At 31.3% G+C, this 24,226-nt stretch carries 21 protein-coding genes; 13 read left to right on the forward strand and 8 right to left on the reverse strand.

What is annotated here, in order from left to right:
* The first annotated feature begins 89 nt into the window (after positions 1-89).
* Complete coding sequence (locus tag WHD54_RS06430) at positions 90-1,034, forward strand: bifunctional riboflavin kinase/FAD synthetase (protein ID WP_088324225.1); 945 nt, start codon at positions 90-92, stop codon at positions 1,032-1,034.
* A gap of 122 nt (positions 1,035-1,156) precedes the next feature.
* Positions 1,157-2,431 carry a serine--tRNA ligase gene (gene serS / locus WHD54_RS06435; protein WP_088324224.1) on the forward strand — a complete coding sequence of 425 codons (1,275 nt, stop codon included), beginning with the start codon at positions 1,157-1,159 and terminating at the stop codon, positions 2,429-2,431.
* Between the two features lie 7 nt (positions 2,432-2,438).
* On the opposite strand, the gene WHD54_RS06440 is transcribed toward serS, so the two are convergent.
* Positions 2,439-2,582 carry a hypothetical protein gene (locus WHD54_RS06440; RefSeq protein WP_198943160.1) on the reverse strand — a complete coding sequence of 48 codons (144 nt, stop codon included), beginning with the start codon at positions 2,580-2,582 and terminating at the stop codon, positions 2,439-2,441.
* A gap of 137 nt (positions 2,583-2,719) precedes the next feature.
* Between WHD54_RS06440 and WHD54_RS06445 the strand changes: the two genes are divergently transcribed.
* The 3 genes from WHD54_RS06445 to WHD54_RS06455 are packed head-to-tail and all read left to right on the forward strand — an operon-like array spanning position 2,720 to position 5,083.
* Complete coding sequence (locus tag WHD54_RS06445) at positions 2,720-4,543, forward strand: tetratricopeptide repeat protein (RefSeq protein ID WP_088324223.1); 1,824 nt, start codon at positions 2,720-2,722, stop codon at positions 4,541-4,543.
* A gap of 17 nt (positions 4,544-4,560) precedes the next feature.
* Positions 4,561-4,890 carry a DUF4286 family protein gene (locus tag WHD54_RS06450; protein ID WP_088324222.1) on the forward strand — a complete coding sequence of 110 codons (330 nt, stop codon included), beginning with the start codon at positions 4,561-4,563 and terminating at the stop codon, positions 4,888-4,890.
* A complete protein-coding gene (locus WHD54_RS06455) occupies positions 4,868-5,083 on the forward strand; it encodes a hypothetical protein (RefSeq protein ID WP_088324221.1) in 216 nt (71 codons plus the stop codon). The genes WHD54_RS06450 and WHD54_RS06455 overlap by 23 nt, the downstream gene beginning before the upstream one ends.
* Here the strand turns inward: WHD54_RS06455 and WHD54_RS06460 are convergent.
* Positions 5,073-5,924: a hypothetical protein gene (locus WHD54_RS06460; RefSeq protein ID WP_088324220.1), complete on the reverse strand. Its 852-nt coding sequence runs from the start codon at positions 5,922-5,924 to the stop codon at positions 5,073-5,075. The genes WHD54_RS06455 and WHD54_RS06460 overlap by 11 nt on opposite strands.
* Before the next feature lie 86 nt (positions 5,925-6,010).
* On the opposite strand from WHD54_RS06460, the gene rsmA reads away from it, so the two are divergent.
* Positions 6,011-6,814 (forward strand): 16S rRNA (adenine(1518)-N(6)/adenine(1519)-N(6))-dimethyltransferase RsmA, encoded by an 804-nt coding sequence (gene rsmA, locus WHD54_RS06465; RefSeq protein ID WP_088324219.1) that lies wholly within the window; start codon positions 6,011-6,013, stop codon positions 6,812-6,814.
* Entirely contained in the window at positions 6,804-8,153 is a 1,350-nt protein-coding gene (mgtE, locus tag WHD54_RS06470; protein ID WP_088324218.1) for a magnesium transporter, read from the forward strand. Before rsmA ends, mgtE begins: the two co-directional genes overlap by 11 nt.
* 70 nt (positions 8,154-8,223) lie before the next feature.
* Here mgtE and WHD54_RS06475 read toward each other — a convergent pair whose 3' ends face one another.
* Together WHD54_RS06475 and WHD54_RS06480 are read right to left on the reverse strand one after the other, a co-directional pair.
* Positions 8,224-10,002 carry a ribonucleoside-diphosphate reductase subunit alpha gene (locus WHD54_RS06475; RefSeq protein WP_088324217.1) on the reverse strand — a complete coding sequence of 593 codons (1,779 nt, stop codon included), beginning with the start codon at positions 10,000-10,002 and terminating at the stop codon, positions 8,224-8,226.
* 3 nt (positions 10,003-10,005) lie between these two features.
* Positions 10,006-11,280 carry a ribonucleotide-diphosphate reductase subunit beta gene (locus tag WHD54_RS06480; RefSeq protein WP_088324216.1) on the reverse strand — a complete coding sequence of 425 codons (1,275 nt, stop codon included), beginning with the start codon at positions 11,278-11,280 and terminating at the stop codon, positions 10,006-10,008.
* Between the two features lie 360 nt (positions 11,281-11,640).
* On the opposite strand from WHD54_RS06480, the gene WHD54_RS06485 reads away from it, so the two are divergent.
* Complete coding sequence (locus tag WHD54_RS06485; protein ID WP_088324215.1) at positions 11,641-12,660, forward strand: COX15/CtaA family protein; 1,020 nt, start codon at positions 11,641-11,643, stop codon at positions 12,658-12,660.
* 25 nt (positions 12,661-12,685) lie between these two features.
* Here WHD54_RS06485 and WHD54_RS06490 read toward each other — a convergent pair whose 3' ends face one another.
* A complete protein-coding gene (locus WHD54_RS06490) occupies positions 12,686-13,108 on the reverse strand; it encodes a molybdenum cofactor biosynthesis protein MoaE (protein WP_088324214.1) in 423 nt (140 codons plus the stop codon).
* A gap of 85 nt (positions 13,109-13,193) precedes the next feature.
* On the opposite strand from WHD54_RS06490, the gene WHD54_RS06495 reads away from it, so the two are divergent.
* On the forward strand, positions 13,194-13,466 hold the full coding sequence (locus tag WHD54_RS06495; RefSeq protein ID WP_088324213.1) for a DUF3817 domain-containing protein: 273 nt from the start codon (positions 13,194-13,196) through the stop codon (positions 13,464-13,466).
* 23 nt (positions 13,467-13,489) lie between these two features.
* On the opposite strand, the gene moaD is transcribed toward WHD54_RS06495, so the two are convergent.
* From moaD to WHD54_RS06510, 3 genes are all read right to left on the reverse strand, one after another.
* Entirely contained in the window at positions 13,490-13,732 is a 243-nt protein-coding gene (gene moaD / locus WHD54_RS06500) for a molybdopterin converting factor subunit 1 (RefSeq protein WP_088324212.1), read from the reverse strand.
* Between the two features lie 13 nt (positions 13,733-13,745).
* On the reverse strand, positions 13,746-16,211 hold the full coding sequence (locus WHD54_RS06505; protein WP_088324211.1) for a DUF5686 and carboxypeptidase regulatory-like domain-containing protein: 2,466 nt from the start codon (positions 16,209-16,211) through the stop codon (positions 13,746-13,748).
* A 91-nt stretch (positions 16,212-16,302) separates the two neighbouring features.
* On the reverse strand, positions 16,303-17,322 hold the full coding sequence (locus tag WHD54_RS06510) for a LacI family DNA-binding transcriptional regulator (RefSeq protein WP_088324210.1): 1,020 nt from the start codon (positions 17,320-17,322) through the stop codon (positions 16,303-16,305).
* Positions 17,323-17,502: 180 nt separating this feature from the next.
* Here WHD54_RS06510 and WHD54_RS06515 point away from each other — a divergent pair, with 180 nt between their 5' ends.
* The 4 genes from WHD54_RS06515 to WHD54_RS06530 all read left to right on the forward strand — a co-directional run bounded on the left by WHD54_RS06515 (position 17,503) and on the right by WHD54_RS06530 (position 24,216).
* Positions 17,503-20,121: a TonB-dependent receptor gene (locus WHD54_RS06515; protein WP_088324209.1), complete on the forward strand. Its 2,619-nt coding sequence runs from the start codon at positions 17,503-17,505 to the stop codon at positions 20,119-20,121.
* An 85-nt stretch (positions 20,122-20,206) separates the two neighbouring features.
* Entirely contained in the window at positions 20,207-21,505 is a 1,299-nt protein-coding gene (locus tag WHD54_RS06520) for an MFS transporter (RefSeq protein WP_088324208.1), read from the forward strand.
* A 26-nt stretch (positions 21,506-21,531) separates the two neighbouring features.
* On the forward strand, positions 21,532-22,470 hold the full coding sequence (locus tag WHD54_RS06525) for a carbohydrate kinase family protein (RefSeq protein ID WP_088324207.1): 939 nt from the start codon (positions 21,532-21,534) through the stop codon (positions 22,468-22,470).
* A gap of 9 nt (positions 22,471-22,479) precedes the next feature.
* A complete protein-coding gene (locus WHD54_RS06530; RefSeq protein WP_088324206.1) occupies positions 22,480-24,216 on the forward strand; it encodes an alpha-amylase family glycosyl hydrolase in 1,737 nt (578 codons plus the stop codon).
* Positions 24,217-24,226: the final 10 nt, after the last annotated feature.

Below are 24,226 nucleotides of genomic sequence, written 5' to 3' on the forward strand. Positions count from 1 at the left end.
AAAAACAAATACTACAATAGATAGAATGTTGTTTTTTTAATAAAAAAAGGTTTAGTTGTTGTACATTTGTAGTTAAAAAGTCTGTTTTTTTGAAACGTATAAATTCTATTTCAAACTTTTCTACTACAGAAAAAACATTTGTAACCATTGGTACTTTTGATGGTGTTCATTTTGGGCATCAACAAATACTAAAAAAACTTGTTGCTGAAGCCAAAAATGCAGGAAAAAAAAGTGTTCTTCTAACGTTTTTTCCACACCCAAGAATGGTTTTACAAAAAAACGCCAAAATTGCTTTAATAAATACTATTGATGAACGTGCAAACTTGTTAGAAAAAATAGGTTTGGATTATTTAATCATTCATCCTTTTAGTGAAGAGTTTTCTAAAACAACAGCCTTAGAATTTGTCGAAAATATACTGGTTAAAAAATTTCATATTTCTAAATTGATTATTGGTTACGACCATCATTTTGGTAAAAATAGAGAAGGAAATATTGCGCAATTAACCGCTTATAGCAAACAATATAATTTTACTGTAGAAGAAATTCCGGCGCAAGATATTGATAATGTTTCTGTAAGTTCTACTAAAATTAGAACTGCTTTAAATAACGGTAATCTTGCAACTGCAAATCATTTTTTAGGGTATCCTTTTATGCTTAATGGAAAGGTAGAAAATGGTAAACAATTAGGAGGTAAAATTGGCTTTCCTACTGCAAATATCGCTATTAAAGAAAGCTATAAATTAATTCCTAAAACAGGCGTTTATGTTGTAAAAGCGAACATAAATAATAAGGTGGTTTTTGGAATGATGAATATTGGTTACCGACCAACAATAAATGGTAATCATCAAACTATTGAAGTTCACTTTTTTGATTTTGATAAAAACATTTATCAGAAACACATTACAGTACAATTGCTTTATTTTTTAAGAGATGAACAAAAATTTAATAGTATCGAAGCGCTTACTCTTCAACTAAAAAAAGATGAGCAACTTGCAAGAAATTACATTTCTAAAAAACTAGAAATTAGCAATTAAACAACTATTTAATTGAGTAAAATTTGATTGTTTTAAAAGAATATTGATTGTTTTTTTATTCTATAAAATTTTATTAAAAACACGTCTAAAACTATATATTTGCAGTTCATAATTTTTTAAATATGTTACAAGTACAATTTATTAGAGAGCACAAAGAAGCCGTTTTAGAAGGCTTGAAAAAACGTAATTTTCAAGAAGCAGAAGTTTTGGTTGAAAAAGTGTTAACTACAGATGAAAATAGAAGAGCAACCCAAGTTTTTCTTGATGATATTTTAGCAGAATCTAACAAATTGTCTAAAGAAATTGGCGGGCTTTTTAAAAGTGGAGAAGTGCAAAAAGCAACTCTTTTGAAACAAAAAACAACCGCCCTAAAAGAACAATCTAAAGAGCTCTCTGAAAAGTTATCTGGTTTTTCAGACGCACTTCAAAACTTACTATATCAAATACCAAACATACCTCACAGTTCTGTAAAAGAGGGAAACTCTGATGAAGATAACGAAATTGTTTTCTCTGAAGGCAATATTCCTAACTTAGCAAAAGATGCTTTGCCACATTGGGAATTAGCAAAAAAATATGACATTATAGATTTTGAGCTAGGAACTAAAATTACAGGCGCTGGTTTTCCTGTTTATAAAGGAAAAGGTGCTCGATTACAACGCGCCTTAATCAACTATTTTTTAGACAAAAATATTGCTGCAGGCTACAAAGAATATCAAGTTCCACATCTTGTAAATGCAGCATCTGCAACAGCAACAGGACAACTACCAGATAAGGAAGGGCAAATGTACCACGCCGCCCTAGACGATTTATATTTAATACCTACAGCAGAGGTACCAATTACCAATATGTTTCGTGATAACTTATTACAAGAATCTGACTTTCCTATAACTGCTACCGGATACACACCTTGTTTTCGAAGAGAAGCTGGTAGTTACGGTGCGCATGTAAGAGGTTTAAATAGATTGCATCAGTTCGATAAAGTAGAAATAGTAAGAATTGAACATCCAAAAAATTCTTACAATGCACTAAATGATATGGTGGAACATATTAAAGGAATTTTACGTGAACTAAAATTACCTTACAGAATTTTACGCCTTTGCGGTGGAGATACTGGCTTTACATCTGCTTTAACTTTCGATTTTGAACTATTTTCTACAGCCCAAAACCGTTGGTTAGAAATTAGTTCTGCCTCTAATTTTGAAACATTTCAAGCAAACAGGCTAAAGTTACGTTTTAAAAATAGTGATGGTAAAAGTGAACTTGCTCACACTTTAAACGGTAGCTCTTTAGCGCTACCTAGAGTTTTGGCAGGAATTTTAGAAAACTACCAAACAGAAAACGGAATTAAAATACCCGATGTTTTAGTACCTTATTGTGGCTTTGAATACATCAACTAAATAATGGTTAATTAGCTATTACTGCTAACATTAATTTTTTGTATTTATTCATTTCTAAAAGCGCATTTAAATAAGCACTTATTTGTCCGTTTTTCATAAAAGAAATAGCCTTTCTTTTGGCGTTTTGATGTTTTTTATAAAGTGAATTCATACGGTAAAAATTTGGTTAATTTTTGTCATCTATATAAACAATAGACAATTTTTATGCCAAAATGTTACTGTTAATTCTAAAAAAAGAGATTGGTTTAATAATTATTTAACAAAATTGTTAATTATCTTTGATTTTATATGAAAAAACTGCTCATTCTTATCGTTACCCTATGTAGCTTTTTTTTACATGCTCAAAGCAATCCTAAAGGGACTCAAAACGAATATCTTTTAGCAGAAAACTATTACCGAGAAGGCGCCTATGAGAAGGCGGCACAATTTTATAGGAAACTTTATAACAAAAGTCCTTTTAATACTTCTTATCTCTCTCGATTATTATCTTGCTACCAAGAAACTGAAAATTATAACTTGGCAGAGAAATTACTAAAAGAGAAAATTTCTACCAATAGCAATCAGGTCTTTTTACATGTTTATCTAGGGTATAATTATCAAAAACAGCAGTTGTTAGATAAAGCCAATGAAAACTATGAAATAGCTCTAAACTCACTTAAAGAAAATGCTCCAAATAATAATTATGGCGGACTTATTGGAAGGATTTTTAAAGAATATAATTTATTAGACAAGGCAATTTTGGCGTACGAAAAAGCTATGCTTATTAATAAAAATGCCAACTATAGTTTTCAAATTGCTCAAATTTACGGAGAACAAGGAAACTATAAAAAAATGTTCGAATCTTATATTAATTTAGTAGATAACAACAATGAATATGTAAACCTTTTACAAAGATATACTAGTAAATATATAACAGATGATGCCGAAAACGAAGCTAATATTTTGTTTCGTAAAACCTTATTAAAAGCATCTGTAAGCAAACCAAAACCTGTTTGGAATCTTTTACTAAGCTGGTTGTTTACCCAACAAAAAGAGTATGATAAAGCATTGGTTCAAGAAAAAGCACTGTTTCAAAGAAAACCAGAAGATTTAAGTGCCATTTTTATGCTTGGTAAAATAGCTTTTGAAAATAAAGAATATGAAACAGCAAACAGTTGCTTTGAGTTTGTAATAGAAAAATCGCCATACAGAGAAGATAAAATAGCAGGTAATTTATTTAAAACAAAAATTGCAATTGCTAATAATAATACTGATACAAATACGCTATTTTTAAGGTTATTTAAAGAATATGGCATTAATCAAGAAACATTAAAATTGCAAATTGCCTATGCCGACTTTTTAACTTTTACAGAAAATAAACCAGAAAAAGGAAGGGAAATATTAGAAGATGCCATACGCTTTGCCAATTCTAAATTTGATAAAGCAAGAATAAAGCTAAAATTAGGAGATATTTTAGTTTTTACAGGCAACTATAATAAAGCACTTATTTATTTTTCGCAAGTGCAAACGCAACTAAAAAATGATGAACTGGCACAAGAAGCTCGTTTTAAAGTAGCACAAACTAGCTATTTTAAAGGAGATTTTAGTTGGGCTAAAGCACAACTAAAAGTGCTTAAAGGCGCTACAACACAACTTATTGCCAATGATGCAGTAGCTTTATTTTTAAAAATTACAGACAATGAACCTGTAGATAGTATTCCGTCTGGCTTAAAAAAGTTAGCAAATGCAGAACTATTGGCTTTTCAAAACAAAAACAAAGAAGCTTTAGATGAAATTGAAAAATTATTTAAACCCAATGATATCTTTAAAAATGGTTTAGATGCTAGCAAAGTAATTTACGATGATGTACTTTATTTTATGGCAAAAATTCTTTTAGAAGAAAAGAAATATGATTTGGCAATTAAAAACTTACAAGAAATTATAAATACTAATCCAGAGGGCTATTTAGCAGATGATTGTTATTTTATGATTGCAGAAATACATCACTATAATTTAAAAAATTTAGAAGAAGCAAAAAATAATTATCAGAAAATACTATTTGATTTTCCTGCTAGCATTTACTTAGTAGATGCCAGAAAGAAATACAGAAAATTAAGAGGAGACGCACTTTAAACTTAAATAATAAAATTATGTACATCTACAATGTAACAATGAATATAGATGAAAATATTCACAAAGAATGGCTTTTATGGATAGAATCTCATATTACAGCAGTTTTAGATACCGGTAAATTTACAGCCGCAAAATTAACCCAAGTTTTAGTTGATGAAGATATGGGAGGCACTACATACTCTGTTCAATACTCTGCAAACTCAAGAGAAGATTTAGACAATTATTATAAATTGCATGCAGATGATTTACGACAAGAAGCGGCTCAAAAATTTGGCAACAAAATGCTTGCTTTTAGAACAGAATTAAAAATTGTAAATAACTATTATGCCACTGCGAAAAAACAATAAAAGCATCACTTTTCTAGCAAAAAACAGTAAAATCATAAATTTTATAGGGCTTTTGCTAATTGTTTTAGGCGCCGTAATAAGCTACTTCAATTGGAATGTAGAGCCAGAAGAAACTATTGGTGGTTTTTGTTGCGGATTAGGTTTTGGTTTGCTAATTATAGGCCTTACAGCAAACGAAAAAACTAAAAACTAGCTTCTAAACCAATAGAAAAAGCTTCTATTTTTGGTTTGCCAAGTTTAAAACCTTCATACCCAACAGCTATTCGATAATTTTTTATATGATATTTTAACAGTAATTTTGTAGTATTTACTGGTAAATTATTCATTGTTGCCCATTTATGAGAGGCAACCATACTTATGGGTTTTGTAACAAAAAGTTCTCCTCCAAAACCAAATAAAGCTCTCGTTTTATTTACAGAACTAAAAACTCTGGTAAAGCCAATACCAAACCACGCATCGAAACGCTGAGTTCTAACTCTATGATATTTTAATAATGAAGAAAACATTTCGAAATTTGTTTTATCAGTAGCCAACTTTTCTCTAAAAACAACATAATTCGCATCGAGTGCAAAGCGTTTTAAAAACCGAAAATTTACACCTAAATTATTACCATATAATTGTTTGTTTTCGACCAAAAAACGATTGTAAATATCAAATCTAGTAATATTATAATCGGTTGTATTTGTGTAAATAAAATTACCGTAACTTGGTTTTTTATAAGGATAATTAGCAATTTCTGCATCACTCATTCTTTTGCCTTTTTCCCAAGGAGACTCTACAAATACGGCAAAAACAGTATACCCAAAAACATACCAAACAGCTCTTAAAAAAGGATTTTCTATATCGTCTGCAAACCTATTATTATTTGAAACAATTGTAGTATTTCTAGAGGTTGTAATAGAAACACTAGTGTTTGCAGTAGTATTTGAGCTGTTTAAACTTTTTTTTGCGCTATTTAATTTTCCGTTTTGCGAAGTAAGTTGAAAGCAATATAAGAGGGTTACAAAAACAGTTAATACACATTTCTTTTTCATAAAATAGATTTTTAAAAAAAATACTAATCCAAAAATTATGCCGAATTTAACTGTACCTTTGTAACTAAAGTATAAATAGAAGTATTTTGTCTGTAAAAGCAAAAAAACATTTAGGTCAGCATTTTTTAACCGATGAGGGTATTGCAAAAGATATTGCAAACACCTTAACAGAAAATGGATACGAAAATATTTTAGAAATAGGTCCAGGTATGGGCGTATTAACAAAATACCTTTTACAAAGAAAGTCGAAAACAACAGTAATAGAATTAGACCGAGAATCTATTGCTTACTTAAATGATGTTTTTCCGGTAGAACAATTAAACCTAGTTACTTCAAAAGACAAGTTTGAAGTAATAGAAGGAGATTTTTTAAAGAAAGACTTACTTCAATTATTTCCAAACAAACAGGTAGCAATTATTGGTAATTTCCCTTACAATATTTCTACTCAAATTGTTTTTAAAGCAATTGAAAATAGAGATTTTGTACCAGAATTTGCCGGAATGTTTCAAAAAGAAGTAGCCCAAAGAATTGCAGAAAAACAAGGCAGTAAAATATATGGTATTTTATCTGTTTTAACACAAGCTTTCTACGATGTAGAATACCTTTTTACGGTTCCGCCAAGCGTCTTTAACCCACCGCCTAAAGTAGATTCTGGCGTTATAAGACTTATTAGAAAAAAAGATTACTCGCTTCCAGTAGATGAAAAACTATTTTTTAGAGTTGTTAAAACAGCTTTTAATCAACGAAGAAAAATGTTGCGTTCTAGCCTAAAATCTTTTAATCTTTCCGATTCTTTAAAAGAAGCTACTATATTTGCAAAAAGACCGGAACAATTATCGGTAGAAGAATTTATAGAATTGACTAAAAAAATTGCAAAGGATGGCATTTGAAATTACAGCAGATTTTCTAGAAAAAATTGTCGGACTCATCTATGAGAAAAATGATTCAGCAATAAAAAAATTATTTGCAGAGGTTCACTTTGCAGATATTGCAGAGGTTTTAGACGAAGTAAATTTCGAAGAAGCAATTTATATCATTAAGCTTTTAGACAGTGAAAAAACATCTGAAATTCTTACAGAATTAGATGAAGATATTCGAGAAAAAATATTAGAAAACTTGTCTGCACAAGAAATTGCAGATGAAGTTGGCGAAATGGATACCGATGATGCCGCAGATATTATTGGAGAACTGTCTGAAGAACGTCAGAAAAAAGTAATAAATGCACTAGAAGATGATGATTTAGCTGCCGATATTAAAGAACTTCTGTCTTACGAAGAAAATACCGCCGGTGCTTTAATGGCTAAAGAATTGGTAAAAGTGTATGAAACATGGACTGTTGCTGGATGTATGCGTAGAATACGCGGACAAGCAAAAGAAGTAACCAGAGTACACTCAATTTATGTCGTAAATAAAGAAGATAAACTAGTTGGTAGACTTTCTTTAAAAGATTTAATTATTGCAAAATCCGACCAAAAAATTGCCGACATTGCTAAAGACACTGTAGATTTTGTAATGGTAGATGAAGAGGATGAAACGGTAGCAAAAATTATGGCAAAGTACGATTTAGAAGCCATACCCGTTGTAGATAAAAACCATGTTTTATTAGGTAGAATTACTATTGATGATATTGTTGATGTTTTAAAAGAAGAAGCCGATAAAGATTACCAAATGGCAGCTGGTTTAACTCAAGATGTAGACTCTGATGATAGTATTTTACAACTTACTAAAGCACGTTTACCGTGGCTTTTTCTTGGCTTAATTGGAGGGGTTGGTGCTTTTATTATTATGGAAGGCTTTCAAAGTGTTTTTGCAAAATATGCAACACTGTTTTTCTTTACACCACTTATTGCTGCTATGGCAGGAAATGTTGGGGTACAATCTTCTGCAATTATTGTACAAGGCTTGGCAAATGATGATGTAAAAGGAAGTATTAATAGTAGACTTTTTAAAGAAATGCTATTAGCTGCATTAAACGGTATTATTTTAGCCTTATTTTTATTTCTTTTTGTTTGGGCTTATCAAGGTAAACTAGACCTTGCAATGGCAATTTCTGTATCTTTAGTAGTTGTTATTATTATTGCAGGTCTTATTGGTACTTTTGTGCCTTTATTTTTAAATAAAAGAGGTATAGATCCTGCAATTGCAACAGGACCATTTATAACAACCTCGAATGATATTTTCGGAATTTTAATCTATTTTATGATTGCTAAATTAATTTTAGGAATATAAAATTCACAAAAGTATATAAAACAAAAAAAGTCCTTTAAAAAGGACTTTTTTGTTTTACTGTATAGAACCATTATCCTTCACAACTTGCACATTCTTTCTTTTGTTTAAATTTCTGTGCTGCATTCATACTGTGTTGATAATACATCGATTTTACACCTAATTTCCATGCTGTAATATATACATCATTCACTTCTTTAATTGGCATATCTGGATGCACCATAATGTTGATAGACTGACCTTGATCGATATGATTTTGTCTGTTCGCTGCCTGATATACAATTACTTTTTGGTCTATTTCAGAATAAGTTCTAAACACATCTTTTTCTGCTTCAGTTAAAAAGTCTAAATGTAGTACAGAACCATCGTTGTCTCTAATACTTCTCCAAACGTCTTTTGTGTTCATCCCCTTTTCTTCTAAAACTTTTTCTAAAATAGGGTTTTTAATAGTCGTTTTAATTTTAGCAATATCTTTTACATAAATATTAGACCATATTGGCTCAATTCCTTGAGAAACTTGACCTAAAATAAAAGCAGATGATGTTGTTGGTGCAACAGCATTTAAAGTAGTGTTTCTTCTACCATAACCCTTTAAAATTGCTGGCTCACCATATTTAACTGCCATTTCTTCAGATGCTTTGTACGACTTTTCTTTAATCAATTTAAAGATTTCGCTATTGAGTTCGTAAGCTTCTGGGCTATCAAAAGCCAACATTTTAGACTGTAATAAAGAATGCCAACCCAAAGCGCCCAAACCTAAAGCTCTGTTGTCTTTAGCAAAGTTGTAAGCTTTCTCCATAAAACGGAATGTAAACTGGTCATCTCTATTATCAGAATCTTTATAAACCTCTAACTTAGTAATAAACTCTTCCATTACAGCGTCTAAGAAATACGTTAGTGTTTCTACAGCGTCAGTATCTTTCCACTTATCATAATGTAATAAGTTTATTGATGATAAGCAGCAAACAAAAGACCAATCGTCATTAGATGGTAACATAATCTCTGTACACAAGTTACTTGCATAAATTTCATGCTTTTTGTCTTTGTAAACATCTACCGTACCATTGTTTGCGTTATCTCTAAATAAAATATATGGATATCCTATTTCTCCTCTACGCTGTAAAATTTTTGCCCAAATACTTCTTTTTTCTACATCTCCAGAAATCATTTCTTCCATCCATTGGTTACCAACAGTTACACCATGAGTTAACTCTTGAATAGGGTTTCCTTCTGTTCCAATTTCTAAAAACTCTTTAATATCTGGATGATCTACTGGTAAATATGGGGAAAAACGACCTCTTCTAACAGAACCTTGACTTACAACATCTACCATTTTTTCGAAGAGTTGCATAATATGTACTGATCCAGAAGACGAACCATTGTTTTTTACTTCAGCTCCTCTTTCGCGAAGTTTACCAAAATAACCCGAAGTACCTCCACCTAGTTTAGACATCATTCCTACTTCTGATTGAGAGAATAAAATATCTCCCATATCATCTGCTACATGAGAACCAAAACAACTAATTGGCAAACCTCTTTTTTTACCAAAGTTAGACCAAACCGGAGACGCCAACGAATAATAACCCGCTGCCATGTACTTGTAAAATTTATCTGAAAATCCGTCTATTTTTAAAATACGTTCTGCATTATCTGCAATTTCGCGTATTCTTTGCTCTGGTGTTGTATCTTTAGTTAAATAACCCGATTCTAAAAATTTACGGCTATTTTCTGTTAACCAAGTAATTTCTGGGTCTTCATTGTTTTTCAGCATCTCTTTTCTAGCGGCGTTTCTTGCTTGAATTAATTGTTCGTGTGCTGTAAGTTCTGTTGTTTTTGTATCGTTCTGGTTCATAGTCTAAAATAAATCGTCGCTAGTTATACTTTTTGTTCTTTTACTGTAGTTAATAGATCTTTTTACAAAGAAATCTCCGTGCTTGGTTCCTATAATCTCATCATCAAACCAATCTGTTTGAGCCAATAATTCTTCATCAACATCAAATATTTTCGGAATACCAATACTTCCTAAAGAGTTGTTAAATCTATTTTTTATAAATTCTTTAATAACATTTTTAGGTAAAAAGTCTAATTCTCCATTTTCAAAAATCCAGTCAATAATTTTACTTTCAGACAAATATGCTTCTTTACAAGTTTCTTGTACAATTAAACTGTGGTCTTCATCAAACCATTCTGGATTTTCTTCTTTGATAATTTTAATTAAGTCGATACCAAAATCTCCATGAATTTGCTCTTCTTTAGAGGTTGCTTCTACAACATTAGAAATTCCTTTAAGCACATTTTTATGCTTGTTAAATGCCATGATAATTAAAAACTGAGAAAACAATGATACATGCTCTATAAATAAAGAAAACAATATTATAGACTCTGAAAACTCTTTGTTATCCTCGCTATTTACATTTTTTAATGCACGTTCTAAATAGTTTACGCGGCGCATCATTACAGGGTTTTTCTTTAAGTTTTTAAACTCATTGTTTAAACCCAAAATTTCTAATAAATGAGAATATGCGTCATGATGACGAACTTCACTTTCTGAAAAAGTAGAACCAACGGCACCAATTTCTGGTTTTGGCATTTTTTTATAAATGTCTCCCCAAAAAGTTTTTACTGCAACTTCTATTTGAGAAATTGCTAACATCGTATTTTTTATAGCACTTCTTTCTACTTCTGTTAGTGTAGCTTTAAAATCTTGAATATCGCTTGTGTAATTAAATTCTGTGTGAATCCAGTATGAGTGTCTAATAGCATCTACATACTCATTTAAGGCTGGATAGTCGTATGGCTTTAAGTTTAAGCGCTTTTCGAAAATATTACTTTTTCTAATACGGCTTTGTTCGTTTCTGTATAAGATGTAGGCTTTAGCAACATCATGAAACGGACTATCCATTAACTTAAATTCTACAATATCTTGTACCTGTTCTACCGTGGGCGTGTAATCGGGTTCTTTTAACTTCCTTTCCAATAAAGTTCCGTTTACAATGTTTGCGATGGCTACTGCATCTCTTCTTGTACCATTATTTACAGAAAGCATCGCTTTTTCGATGGCTTTTGTAATTTTTTCTAATTCGAAAATACTCGTTTCAGAATCTCTTTTGATAATTTGTGTAATTTCCACGACAGACAGGGGTATTAAATGATTAATATAAGCTTGTAACAAAGATTAGAATTTTTGCTCCAAAATGAAAGTCATAGTTATTCACATTTGCCTTGAAGTTTTTAACAAAAAGCACTTTTTTTCGAAGATTATAAAATTTTAACATTTTTTTAATTAATTGCAAATCAATTGATTAATTCGTTAAAAAATGACCATTTGTTGCTATAGCTTACAATGCACAAACTTACTTTTTGAATGATAATAAAGGATCCTTTTTATTTAAAAAAAGAACCTATTTAGATTTTGTAAACATAACCAAGAAACCAGAAAATTATTTTTGTTGATTTATTTTTGAAGTATCTTTGTAACAAATTATTTATAATGAAAAGTAGGTTTCCAAAAATTGTTCAAGTTGCTATAATTTCGGTGTATTTAATTTTTTTAGCAGGTTCTGTCGTACGGATGACAGGCTCGGGAATGGGATGCCCAGATTGGCCAAAATGTTTTGGCTATTACATTCCTCCAACCTCTGAAGATCAAATTACCTGGAAACCCAATACCTCTTATAAAAAAGGTATTATCATTATAAGAGAGGAAACCTTATATGTAGCAGATCACGCCATAGAGTCTGGCGCAAATTTTAATCCCGAAAACTGGTCGGCATATACAAAGCACGACTACAATAAGTTTAACAAGTTTCATACTTGGACAGAATATATAAATAGACTTGTTTCTGTATTAGCTGGTTTTGTGTTTCTTTTTTTAATATACGGTGCTTTTAAAAATAGAAAAAAAGATACAAGAATTCCAATATTAGCTTCCTTAGCATTTTTGTTAATGCTTTTCGAGGCATGGTTAGGAAAAACAGTAGTAGACAGCAACTTAAACCCAACTACTATTACTATTCATATGGTGGTGGGTCTTATAATTATTGCTCTTTTACTTGCCCTAAAGTTTATTGTTTCTAACAAAAAAACCTTCAAATACAACAAAACTTTTAACACCTTACTTATTGTGTCGGTTGTTTTTTCTTTAATTCAAATTGCTATGGGAACTCAAGTTCGGCAGTTTATAGATGAGCAGGTAAAATTATTTGGTTTCGAAAACAAAAACCATAGTTTAATGAATCCTAGTTTTAAATTCTACTTCCACAGATCTTTTACAATTGCTATTGTACTTGTCAATTTAGGGTTATTTTATCTTAATCAAGTTAAAAATCTAGGCTATAAGTTGGTTAATTGGATTGTATTCTTAATCTTTTTAGAAACAATTACAGGAATTTTAATGTATTATGCCGCAATTCCTATTGGTACACAAGCTATTCATTTAATGGCTGGAGCACTAATGTTTGGAATGCAATTTTATCTATGGATGCAAAATAGATTTGGAAAAGTAGCGTAAACTACCCTAAAAAGATTTTTAGGAATTATGGGTGTGCATTTACCCACACATCACCATCAGAAAAATACTCCTTTTTCCAGATTGGAACTGTTTCCTTTAAAGTGCCTATAGCAAATTCACAGGCTTCAAAAGCGGCCTTTCTATGTTTGGCAGAAACCGTAATAATTACGGGAATTTCTCCAATAAACAAGGTGCCTTCTGCATGATGAATAGCAATTTTATGAATGGAAAATTTTTCTAATGCTAGCGTAGCAATTTTTTGCATTTCTTTTATTGCCATTGGTTTATATGTAGAAAACGCTAACTTTTTAACTTCCTTACCATGGGTGTCGTTTCTAACAGTGCCAACAAAGGCTACAATTCCTCCACATGTTGCATCATCTACAAAACGATAGCAAGCCTGTAAATCTAATTTATTTAACGTTATTTTAATGGAAGTTCGCTGCATATAACAACAAAAATAGCAAAACAAATTTGTATTTTTGTCTTCTTGTTAACTACATCTTGTAATTACTATTTTTTATCTAAAAATTATGAAAAACATATTTAGAATTGTAAGTTTCTTAGAGGGCATTTCGTACTTATTGCTTTTGTTTGTTGCTGTACCAATAAAATATTTTCAAGGAAACGACTCTTATGTAAAAATGTTAGGAATGCCACACGGAATTCTTTTTATGTTATACATTGTATTGGCAATTGTTATCCAAAAACAAATGAAATGGAATTTTAAGGATATGGTAATTGTTCTTTTAGCGTCTATTTTGCCTTTTGGAACTTTTTATGTTGATAAAAAATACTTACAGTAACAATTTACTATATAAAAAAGTATCTATCCTCCGCTAACTGGCGGAATTACAGCAACAACATCACCATCGGCTAGTAAAATACTATCTGTTGCATACGCTTCATTTACGGCAATTGCATAGGTTGTAAGGTTGGTGAGATTTGGGTATTTTTCTATTAAGAGTTGTTTAAAATCTTTTACAGTAACTTTTTTATCTAAAGAGAAAACAGTTTCTGAAGTTTCTACCAAATCTGTGGTTATTCCAAAAAACAAAACAGTTACATTCATACATCAAAAATAATTAAAAGAGATTTATTCTAAAAACAAATCCATTTTCTGTGAAAGTACCATAAGTAGCTTTTACATATTCTACTCGCAAAAAACGCCATTTTCCAAAACCTACATTTGCAAGACCTACAGAATACTCTGTATACGGTTTTTTATCTGCCATAAATAAGGCTTTTCCTCCTGCTACTAGGTGAAAATTTAACTTGTTTAACAGTGGTATTTTTCCTAAAAAAGCCCCTCTAAAGTTATGTTCTACATGCATTTCTGCATATTTATCATTGGTATAAAACTTGTAATATTCTAACAGATTAAAACTATTTAATGTTCTATCTATCGGAAATAACAGTTGGTTTCCGTTTGCTTGAAGCTTATCCATAAAAGCAATATCTTTCTTCTCTAAAAAAGCACCTCCTCTTAAGTGATAAGAAAAGTTACCATATATTCCTGTGTTGATATCTTGACGAATATTAGCTACCAGTAAATCGGAATTTAAATTAGTATTTTCTGCACCAAATGTTTTTCTATAATTTAAAGATAGTGTTGGGTATTTACTATTTCCTTCACGTTGTTTTCTGTCTGGATACGAAATATATTTTTGTGAAAAAATAATGGTAGTACCTACATTTAAGGTAGCAATTGTGTGCTCGTTAAAAGCAGGATTGGTAAAATCTGAAACAGCCAACGGATTGTTAGATGTGTAGCCATTAACGCTTTGTTTGGCAAAAGAATAATTTGAAGTATTAAAAAGTGGCGTTCTTTTGGCATATTCTAATGATGACGAAAGATAAACTCCGTTTCTAATTTCTTCGGAGTAGCCAATTCTTGCAAAGGTTTTTTCATAAATTTTTAAAAAGTTTAACCTGTAAAACAAAGACGCTATTGTATTATTTAAGTTCATTATTGGCTCTCTGCTATTAAACTGTTCTGTAGTAATTCCTCCAGAAATTGCCAATCTTGGTTTCGACAAATTATCCCATTTCTTGTTAAAATAAAAAGTGGGTCTTACTTTTTTTTCTGAAAAACCATAATTTACATCAACACTAGCATTCCACCATTTTCCTTTTTTGTTTAATTGCTTAAAATAGCTAAATCCTGCAGAAGAATAAAATCCTTGTACGGTGTTAAAACCTGAATTAAATAAAGGTCCGTTGTAAGAAAACGTTTTATTTTCATAAGAATTTCTATGAGAATATCCTGTAATAGGATCTGACCAACCAAACTTATTTCCTTTGGCGTCTATCGAGTCTAAATACTTTTTAGACTTTCTTAGTGTTTTTATACTATCTTTTATTTTGTAGTCTTCAACCTCTTCTTGTGTTAAAGCCACTGGCCTTAATTTGTTCCAAAAAACACTGTCTTTTTCTGTAGCATTCTTTTCAAAAGAAAGTACTTCATTAGTAAAAGTACCTTCTAAAAAATTTGGCTTAAAATTATAATCGGAATAAGTGTAAGAAAACTTTCCGTTAGGCTTAAATCCGAAAATTGAGATATCAAAATCTATTACCTGACTAATTAAAACCCATGCGTTTATTTTATCGGAATAATTATACCCTTGTTTAAGCTTTAACGAATTTACAATCGGAATGTTTACTTGTGCGCCAGTGGTAGATAAATCGGCTCCATAAAGTGCCCAATCGTCTTCTACAATATAAACAAATCCTTCAAAAACACGGGCTCCTTTTCGTTTAGGAATTAACTGTATTTTATTAATTAACTTGCCATTCTTATCGTAAAAAGTTCCTACTAATTTATATTTATAATATGAAAAAGCATTGATAGAAATAGGTGAAATTATATCGTTAAAAACAGCTATTGTATTTTGGTATAAATCTATATTTGAATCTTCTGCTCTGTTAAAACTTACACCATTGTCTTGCCCAGAAACCTTAGAAGCTACAATTCTTTCTTTAAATCTTTTTGGTTTTTTTTGATACGATATTTCAGAAAAAGTTTCCGATAAATAAATAATTCCACTTCTTGTAGAATCTAAACCTCCACCAAAATCTCCCGTAGACTGTCCGAAAAATTTTTCTGGAGCATCTTTTATTCTTGTTAAACCTCTCGAATAAAACTTTGCAGTATAATTGGCATATTTGTTTGTGTTAATATCTTTATTTGCAATGGTATTTCTTATAATTCTATTTGCAGGATTGTCTTTAGTAGAAATAGTAATTTCATTTAACTGTACGTTTTCTTCTTTTAAAACGGCATCTAAATTAAAAGGAAATTTAGTAATTACTATCTCTTTCTTTAAAGTTGTATATCCTAAAAACTGAAAAACAACTGTGTATTTTCCTGCTTTTTGTAGTTTTAAAATATAGTCTCCATTATCATTTGTAGTCGTTCCGGTAATTGTATTGTTTAAATAAACACTTACAAATGGTAGTGGTTCTCCTTTAATATCTGTAACTGTCCCCTGAACTTGAGCATTAAAAACGCCCGTTATAAGTAAGGTAAATAATAAAATATGTTTTTTCATATTAGGTATTTCTTTAATGCAAACATAAAGTTTCCATTTCAATCTTATGTTTAAAAACTGTTAAACCACTGTTTTATACGCTATACAAAAGTTACTGTTTGGTGGAGTCTCTAATTATTAAATCTGTCTCTAAAATATGCTCTTTATAAGTAATTCCTTTATTTTTTTTCTTGTCTTTAATTTGCTTGTATAAAATTTTAAACGCTTTTTTTCCCATTTGAAAACCAGGCTGATTTATAGTGGTTAATGAGGGCGATATAACCGAAGACATAAACCAATTACTAAAGCCTACGACATTTATTTGGTCTGGAATTTTAATGCCCATTTGAGTGAGTGCCGAAATGGCACCAATAGCCACTAAATCAGTATTGATAAAAATTCCGTCTACATCATTATGATCTTTTAAAAGCTGCTTTGCATAAAAAGCACCTTCTTCAAAACTCATATCTTTTAATAGGTATACCAGAGATGCATCATAGGTAATATTGTGGTCGGTTAGCGCTTGTTTATATCCCAAAAACCGGTCTATAGAGTTTTGAGGTAATAAAGGACCTCTAAAATGTGCAATTCTAGTACAACCAATACTTATTAGGTGAGCTGTTGCTTTGTATGCAGCCTTTCTATCATCTATAATTACCTTAGAACACTTTACTACTTTGGCAATTTTATCGAACATTACCAATGGCGTTTCTTGTTCTGTAATTTCGGTTAAGTGTTTAAAGTCTGCCGTTTCATTTGCAAGAGAAATTAAAATACCATCCACTCTTTTACTTAACAATAAGTTTAACTGCTTTTTTTCTAATTCATAAGATTCGTTAGATTGTAAAGTAATTACTAAATATCCTTTTTTTTCTGCCTGAGAAATAATTCCTTTAATAACACTTGAAAAAAAGTGATGAACAATTTCAGGAATAATCAACCCAATAGTTTTAGATTCTTTAGTTCTTAAATTTACCGCAAAAGCATTGGGTTTGTAATTTAATAAAGAAGCGGTTTCTCTAACGAGCTTTCTTGTCTTCTTACTAACATCCGGATATTCTTTTAACGCCTTTGAAACCGTGGTTATAGATATGCCTAATTCTTCTGCTATTTGCTTGAGTGTTACCAATATAAAATGAATTATTTAAAAAAATTGTACTTATTTTACTGGCTAAATATACACATTTTTATTTTTCGAAAACGTTTTCGGTAAATCGAAAACGTTTTCGATTTATTTATATGATAAAAAATTGGTTCATAAAAATACATTTGACAAGAAAACTATTAACTTTTTATTAAATTCACAGTTAAAATGAAAAAACAACCACACTTTAAACTTGCTGTACTGATAGTCTTTTTACTATCGACTACCGTTTTTGTTGCACAATCAACAATTTCTGGAACAGTAAAAGATCAAAATGGAGACTTGATTCCTGGAGTGAATGTCTTATTAAAAGGAACTTCTAAAGGAGCTACCACAGATTTTGATGGAAACTATGAAATTAAAAATGTAACCGACGGCACTTACACCATTATTGCCTCTTACATTGGTTACGATAATTTTAAAAAAGAAATAACTGTAGCCGGTAATTTAAACCTAAATATTGTTATTAAAGAAAATGCAGAATCTTTAGACGAAATTATTATTACAGGAGTTACAAACCCAAGGTCTAAAATAGAGTCTAGTATTTCAATAACTACAATTAAACCAAATGTTGTAGCACAATCTGCACCAAGAACAACTGCAGAAATATTTAGAACAATTCCGGGTATTCGTTCAGAATCTTCTGGTGGAGAAGGAAACTCTAACATTGCCGTAAGAGGTGTGCCAGTATCTTCTGGTGGTTCTAAATATGTACAACTTCAAGAAGACGGGTTACCAGTACTTTTATTTGGTGATATGTCTTTCGCTACCGCAGATATTTTTACTAGATTCGACAACAGTATTGGAAGAATTGAAGCAATAAGAGGTGGTTCTGCATCTACAGCATCTTCAAACGCTCCGGGTGCAATCATTAACTTAATTAGTAAAACAGGAAAAATTGAAGGCGGTGCCATCGGTACTACTTTTGGTTTAGATTACGACTCTTTTAGAACAGACTTTAACTATGGCGCACCAATTGCAGAAGGTTTGTACTTTCATGTTGGTGGGTTTTATAGAGTTGGTGAAGGAATAAGAGAAACTGGCTTTACAGCAAACAATGGCGGACAATTTAAATTTAACTTAACCAAAGAGTTTAAAGACGGATATATACGTTTAAATGCTAAATTTTTAAATGATAGAACTGCTGCATTTTTACCTATGCCAATAGCTGTTTCTGGCACAAATAGTAACCCTACTTGGGAAAACGCTGCCAATTTTAGCGCAACAAGAGGAACTTCTCACACACCTTACTTAACCCAAAATGTTGGTTTAGGTGCAGACGGACAATTAAGAAGATCAGACGTTTCCGACGGTATGAACCCTGTTTCTAAATCTATCGGGCTAGAAGCTTCTTTTAATTTAGCCGAAGGATGGAAAATTAAAAACAATGGTCGTTTTTCTATTAACAACGGTAACTTCGTATCTCCATTTCCTGCTCAAGTAGCAAGCGCAAGTGATATTGCAGCTTCTTTTGGAGCAGGCACAACACTGCAATTTGCCAACAATGGTGCAGCTGTTGCAGCAAATAGTTTAGTTTCTAGAATTCATATGTTCGATGTTGAATTAAACAACTTTAATAACTTTATGAATGACTTTAAATTATCTAAATCTTTCGATAAAGTAAACGTAACACTTGGATATTTTAAATCGATACAAAACGTTTCTATGTCTTGGTTATGGAACTCTTACCTGCAAGAGGTATCAGACAGTAATGCACGTTTAATTAACGCTTTTGATTCTGCAAACAATGCATTAAGTGAAAATGGACTATATGCCTACGGAACACCTTTTTGGGGTAATTTACACAGAAACTACGACACCAAATACAATGTTTCTGCTCCTTATGCTAATATTGCTATCGAAGCATCAGAAAAACTAAACATAGATGCAAGTTTACGTTACGATATAGGGAATGTAGACGGTTCTTTTGCAGGAGGTACTTCTAGAGCTTTTGATGTAAATAATGATGGCGTAATTTCTGTACCAGAGCAAAATGTGTTTGCTGTAGATAATGCCAATGCAACCACTGTAAACTACAACTACAACTACCTTTCTTACTCTTTTGGTGTAAACTATAAAATAGAAGATAGACAAGCCGTTTTTGCAAGGTTAAGTAAAGGTGCAGCCGCTAAAGCGGATAGAATTTTATTCTCTGGTTTAGAATACACAAATAGTAGTCGTATTAACGCATTAGACTTTATTACACAAGCAGAATTTGGATATAAAAGAGGTTTTGAAAACGGAACCTTAAATGCAACAGTGTTTTTTGCAAACACCAAAGAAGAAGGAGGCTTCGAAGCAACTTCTAACAGCATTATAGAAAATGATTATAAATCTATCGGTATCGAATTAGACGGAGCTTACAGGTTTTCTGATAGGTTTAGTGCAAGAGGTGGCTTAACGTATACAAATGCTACCATAGAATCTGGTGCAAATGAAGGTAATACTCCAAGAAGACAACCAGACTTTATTTACAGCCTTGTACCAACCTATAACTTCGGTAAAGAAAACAATAATTCTTTCGGAGTAAGTTTTATTGGGCAATCAAAAGCTTATGCACAAGACAACAATAGCTTAGTAATGCCAGGCTTTGTAATTGTAAATAGTTTTGTAAACTTAGCAATTACCAAAAAATTAAGCGCAAACTTAGCTGCAAACAATTTATTTGACTCTTTAGGAATCACAGAATCTGAAGAAGGAAGTATTACCGAAAATCAAGTAAATATTGTAAGAGCTAGACCTGTACCAGGTAGATCTATTTCTCTTGGATTAAAGTACACCTTTTAACAATTATTAAATGTAAGTTTGAATTACGAAAATGGAGTCAATGTGTTTTTCATTGACTCTATTTTACTTTTAAACACAAAAAACCATGTTTAAAAAACCAACATTAAGCTTCTGGCAAATACTAAATATGAATGTTGGATTCTTCGGAATTCAATATAGTTTTGGTTTGCAACAAAGTGCGGTAACTCCCATTTACGATTTTTTAGGAGCTAGCCCAGACCAAATTCCTTTATTACACCTTGCAGGACCCGTTACTGGCTTATTAGTACAACCTATTGTAGGTGCTTTAAGTGATAAAACTTGGAGTCCGACTTTTGGTAGGCGAAAACCTTACTTTTTAATTGGTGCAATATTGTGTAGTTTAACTTTGCTTGCATTTCCTTTTAGTAGTTCTTTATGGATGGCTGCTGGCTTATTATGGATTTTAGATGCCGGTAATAATACCGCTATGGAACCTTACAGAGCTTTAATTGCAGACAAACTAAATGACGAGCAACAACCCCTTGGTTTTCAAATGCAAAGCTTTTTTACGGGACTAGGTCAAGTTTTGGCAAATGTATCCCTTTTTATTTTTCCGTTATTGTTTGTAGGCACCACTGGCTCTTTACCAACATGGGTATACGCTTCCTTCTTTTTAGGTGCAATTTGCTCTATTGGAACAGTTTTATGGAGTATGAAAAAGACAAAAGAAATTCCGCCTACTCCAGAAGAACTAGCAAAATTAAAAAGTGAAAAAAGAAGCGTACTTGGTCCGCTAGTAGAAATATTTTCTGCAATAGCAGATATGCCCAAAGTAATGTGGCAACTAGCATTGGTTTACTTATTTCAGTGGTACGCCTTATTTTGCTATTGGCAAAACTCATCTAAAAGTGTTGCCCTTTCTGTATTTAAAACAACTCCTGCAAATAAAGAATTGTATAGCGAAGCGGTAAGTTGGACGGGGCTTGTAAATGGCTGGTACAACATTGTTACCTTTTTAGTGGCATTTGCCCTTGTTGGTTTTGCTAAAAAATACAGTGCTAAAAAAGTACATGCATTCTGTTTAATTATTGCTGCCATTGGTTTTTTAGCCTTTCCAAACATAGAAAATAAAAATATATTATTCTTTGCAATTTCTGGTTTTGGAATTGGTTGGGCTAGTATGATGGGAATACCCTATTTAATGATTGTTAGCGATATTCCAAAAGAAAGATATGGAGTTTATATGGGAATTATTAATATGATGATAGTTGTACCAATGATATTGCAAACACTATCTTTTGGTTATATCTTAAAAAACTTCCTAAACAACGATCCTAGAAACGCCATAACTTTTGCAGGTATTTTGTTGGTAATAAGTGCTGTTTGTACACTTTTTATAAAAAGTAAGAAATCAACTGAATAACATTTACAATCCTAAGAAACCCCATTTTGAAAAAAGAAAATAATCATATAGACATTTTATGTGTTGGTGAAGTTTTAATAGACTTTATTGGTCATCAAGACAATGTTCTTATCAATGAAACTAGAGATTACCACCGTTACTTAGGTGGCTCTCCAGCAAACGTTGCTATGAACAGTAAACGGTTGGGTTTAAACTCTGTAATGGTATCGGCTATCGGAAACGATGGTTTTGGTGAATATATATTAAAACGATTAAACACTATTGGTATAGATGCTAAGCATGTAAAAAAAGTACCACACAAAGCTACTAGTGTAATTTTTGTTTCTAAATCTAACGGAACACCCGATTTTATTCCTTACAGAAGTGCTGACTTTGAAATTACAGAAAATCAAATTACAGCAGAAATGCTATCAAAAACAACTATTTATCATACCACTTGTTTTGCTTTAAGTAAAAAACCCGCACAAACTACCATTCTTAAAAAAGCAGCAGAGGCATTTCAAAACAACTGTAAACTAAGTATCGACTTAAATTATGCAAAAGAACTTTGGCCAAATAAAGAAGAAGCACTAAAAGTTATAAAAGCATACTGTAAATTTAATCCGCTATTAAAAATAAGTGATGATGACATGTTTCGGTTTTTTGAAAAAAAATTACCCCATGAAGAGATTTTTAATTTTTTTCACGAATTAGGAGTCGATACAGTTTGCTTAACATTAGGTAGTAAAGGCGTAAAGTTATCTGAAAAAGAAAAAAAACAAATACAACTACCTGCAATAAAAATAGATAATGTGATGGATACGACAGGCGCTGGAGATGCCTTTTGGTCTGGTTTTCTATTTGCATACATCAAAAATAAACCAACAAAAGAATGCCTTAAAGTTGCCCTAAATTTAGCCGCTTTAAAATTGCAAAACGTTGGCAGATTGCCAGACAACATAAATATTGTTTCGAAACTATTATAAAATTACCGTATGCCTTTAAAAGAAAATCAAATTTTAAACGGAGTAATGCTAAATGCATATCCAGATAGTATTGGTAAAAACCTAGGAGACGCAATAAAAATGCTTCAAAATGAAGCGTTTAAAAACACTTTCTCTTTTTTTTATATTTTACCTACCTTTTTTAATAGCGATTTAGATAGGGGATTTTCTATAATTGATTACAACTTAAATAAAGAATTGGTTTCTGCAAAGGACCTAAAAGAGTTAAAAAAATTAAATATTCAACTAAAGTTTGATATTGTTTTAAATCACTTATCGGTAAATTCTCCTCAGTTTAAAGACTTACTAAAAAATGGAGAAAACTCTAAATACAAAGACTTTTTTATTAACTGGAACGAGTTCTGGAAAGAAAATGGAACACTAAATGACAACGGTGTTGTGGTGCCTCAAGAAAAGTATTTAGAAAAGCTTTTTATGAGAAAAATAGGTCTTCCTGTTTTAAAAGTACCTTTTCCAGACGGAACAGAAAAACCATATTGGAACACTTTTTATCAAGAAGTAAAACATAAAAAAATTAGCGTAGAAACACTCGCCAGCCTTAAAGAAGTTGCTGTAACAGAAAAAAAAGAAATCGTTAAAAAAGTAAATGAAATTATTGAAAACAATCAACCCATCTCTTCATTTAAGCTTGAAAAAAAGGAACATCTTACAAAAAAAATTAAACAAATAGTACAACAAAACAGCACTTTTTTGGGTCAAATGGATGTAAATGCAAATTCAGAATTACTCTGGGAATTCTATGAAAAAACACTTGCAAAACTAAAAGAGTATGGCTGTAAAATTTTACGTTTAGACGCTTTTGCATATTTACATAAAGAAGTGGGAAAATCTAATTTTTTTAATAAACCTGGCACTTGGCAGCATTTAAATAAAATTGAAGAAATAGCCCAAAAAAATAACCTCATATTGCTCCCCGAAATTCATGCAGAATATGGCGCCAATCTTCATGATGAAGTGGCAGAAAATGGATATCAAATTTACGACTTCTTTTTGCCTGGGTTAATAATTCATGCATTAGAAAAAAACACGAATCAAGCTCTTTATAATTGGATAAATGAAATTATAAATAAAGGATACAAAACAGTAAATATGTTAGGCTGCCACGACGGAATTCCCTTTTTAGACTTAAAAGGAAAAACAGTTAACAATAAATACTACAAAGGGCTACTTGAAGATGATGAAATAGAAGCCGTTATGGAAACTGTAATAGAAAGAGGTGGTCGTGTAAAAAACCTATACGATCCTTCTGGAAAAAAAATATCTTACTACCAAGTAAATGCAACCTATTTTAGTGCTTTAGGAGAACACGAACAAAAACTATTGTTGGCTAGAGCTATTCAATTATTTGTACCCGGAATTGCACAAATTTGGTATTTAGATTTGTTTGCTGGTAGAAACAATTACAACGCAGTTAAAAAAGGAGGAACAGGCGCACATAAAGAAATAAACAGAACTTCGCTTAGTAATAAAGATATTGAAGAAGGATTAAAAAAACCAATTGTAAAAAATCAATTAAAATTAATTCGTTTAAGAAACACTTCAAATGCTTTTAATGGCAAAATAATAGTAGAAAATAGTGCAAAAAACGAACTACACATAAAATGGCAAAATAACGATGACTATGCTATACTTCGTGCAAACCTTACAAACTTTTCTTTTTCGGTAAAGTTTACAGAAAATAAAATAGAAAAAAAGATTACTTTTTAACCCCATTTTA

This window comes from Polaribacter tangerinus, from assembly GCF_038024095.1.
GTDB lineage: Bacteria > Bacteroidota > Bacteroidia > Flavobacteriales > Flavobacteriaceae > Polaribacter > Polaribacter tangerinus.

Excerpts from the sequence above, each read along its gene's own strand:
- WHD54_RS06475 (WP_088324217.1), bottom strand. The coding sequence starts at position 10,002 with ATGAACCAGAACGATACAAAAACAACAGAACTTACAGCACACGAACAA.
- WHD54_RS06495 (WP_088324213.1), top strand. The coding sequence starts at position 13,194 with ATGAAAAACATATTTAGAATTGTAAGTTTCTTAGAGGGCATTTCGTAC.
- WHD54_RS06485 (WP_088324215.1), top strand. The coding sequence starts at position 11,641 with ATGAAAAGTAGGTTTCCAAAAATTGTTCAAGTTGCTATAATTTCGGTG.
- moaD (WP_088324212.1), bottom strand. The coding sequence starts at position 13,732 with ATGAATGTAACTGTTTTGTTTTTTGGAATAACCACAGATTTGGTAGAA.
- WHD54_RS06450 (WP_088324222.1), top strand. The coding sequence starts at position 4,561 with ATGTACATCTACAATGTAACAATGAATATAGATGAAAATATTCACAAA.
- WHD54_RS06530 (WP_088324206.1), top strand. The coding sequence starts at position 22,480 with ATGCCTTTAAAAGAAAATCAAATTTTAAACGGAGTAATGCTAAATGCA.
- mgtE (WP_088324218.1), top strand. The coding sequence starts at position 6,804 with ATGGCATTTGAAATTACAGCAGATTTTCTAGAAAAAATTGTCGGACTC.
- WHD54_RS06490 (WP_088324214.1), bottom strand. The coding sequence starts at position 13,108 with ATGCAGCGAACTTCCATTAAAATAACGTTAAATAAATTAGATTTACAG.
- WHD54_RS06505 (WP_088324211.1), bottom strand. The coding sequence starts at position 16,211 with ATGAAAAAACATATTTTATTATTTACCTTACTTATAACGGGCGTTTTT.
- serS (WP_088324224.1), top strand. The coding sequence starts at position 1,157 with ATGTTACAAGTACAATTTATTAGAGAGCACAAAGAAGCCGTTTTAGAA.
- WHD54_RS06460 (WP_088324220.1), bottom strand. The coding sequence starts at position 5,924 with ATGAAAAAGAAATGTGTATTAACTGTTTTTGTAACCCTCTTATATTGC.
- WHD54_RS06445 (WP_088324223.1), top strand. The coding sequence starts at position 2,720 with ATGAAAAAACTGCTCATTCTTATCGTTACCCTATGTAGCTTTTTTTTA.
- WHD54_RS06440 (WP_198943160.1), bottom strand. The coding sequence starts at position 2,582 with ATGAATTCACTTTATAAAAAACATCAAAACGCCAAAAGAAAGGCTATT.
- WHD54_RS06520 (WP_088324208.1), top strand. The coding sequence starts at position 20,207 with ATGTTTAAAAAACCAACATTAAGCTTCTGGCAAATACTAAATATGAAT.
- WHD54_RS06455 (WP_088324221.1), top strand. The coding sequence starts at position 4,868 with ATGCCACTGCGAAAAAACAATAAAAGCATCACTTTTCTAGCAAAAAAC.
- WHD54_RS06515 (WP_088324209.1), top strand. The coding sequence starts at position 17,503 with ATGAAAAAACAACCACACTTTAAACTTGCTGTACTGATAGTCTTTTTA.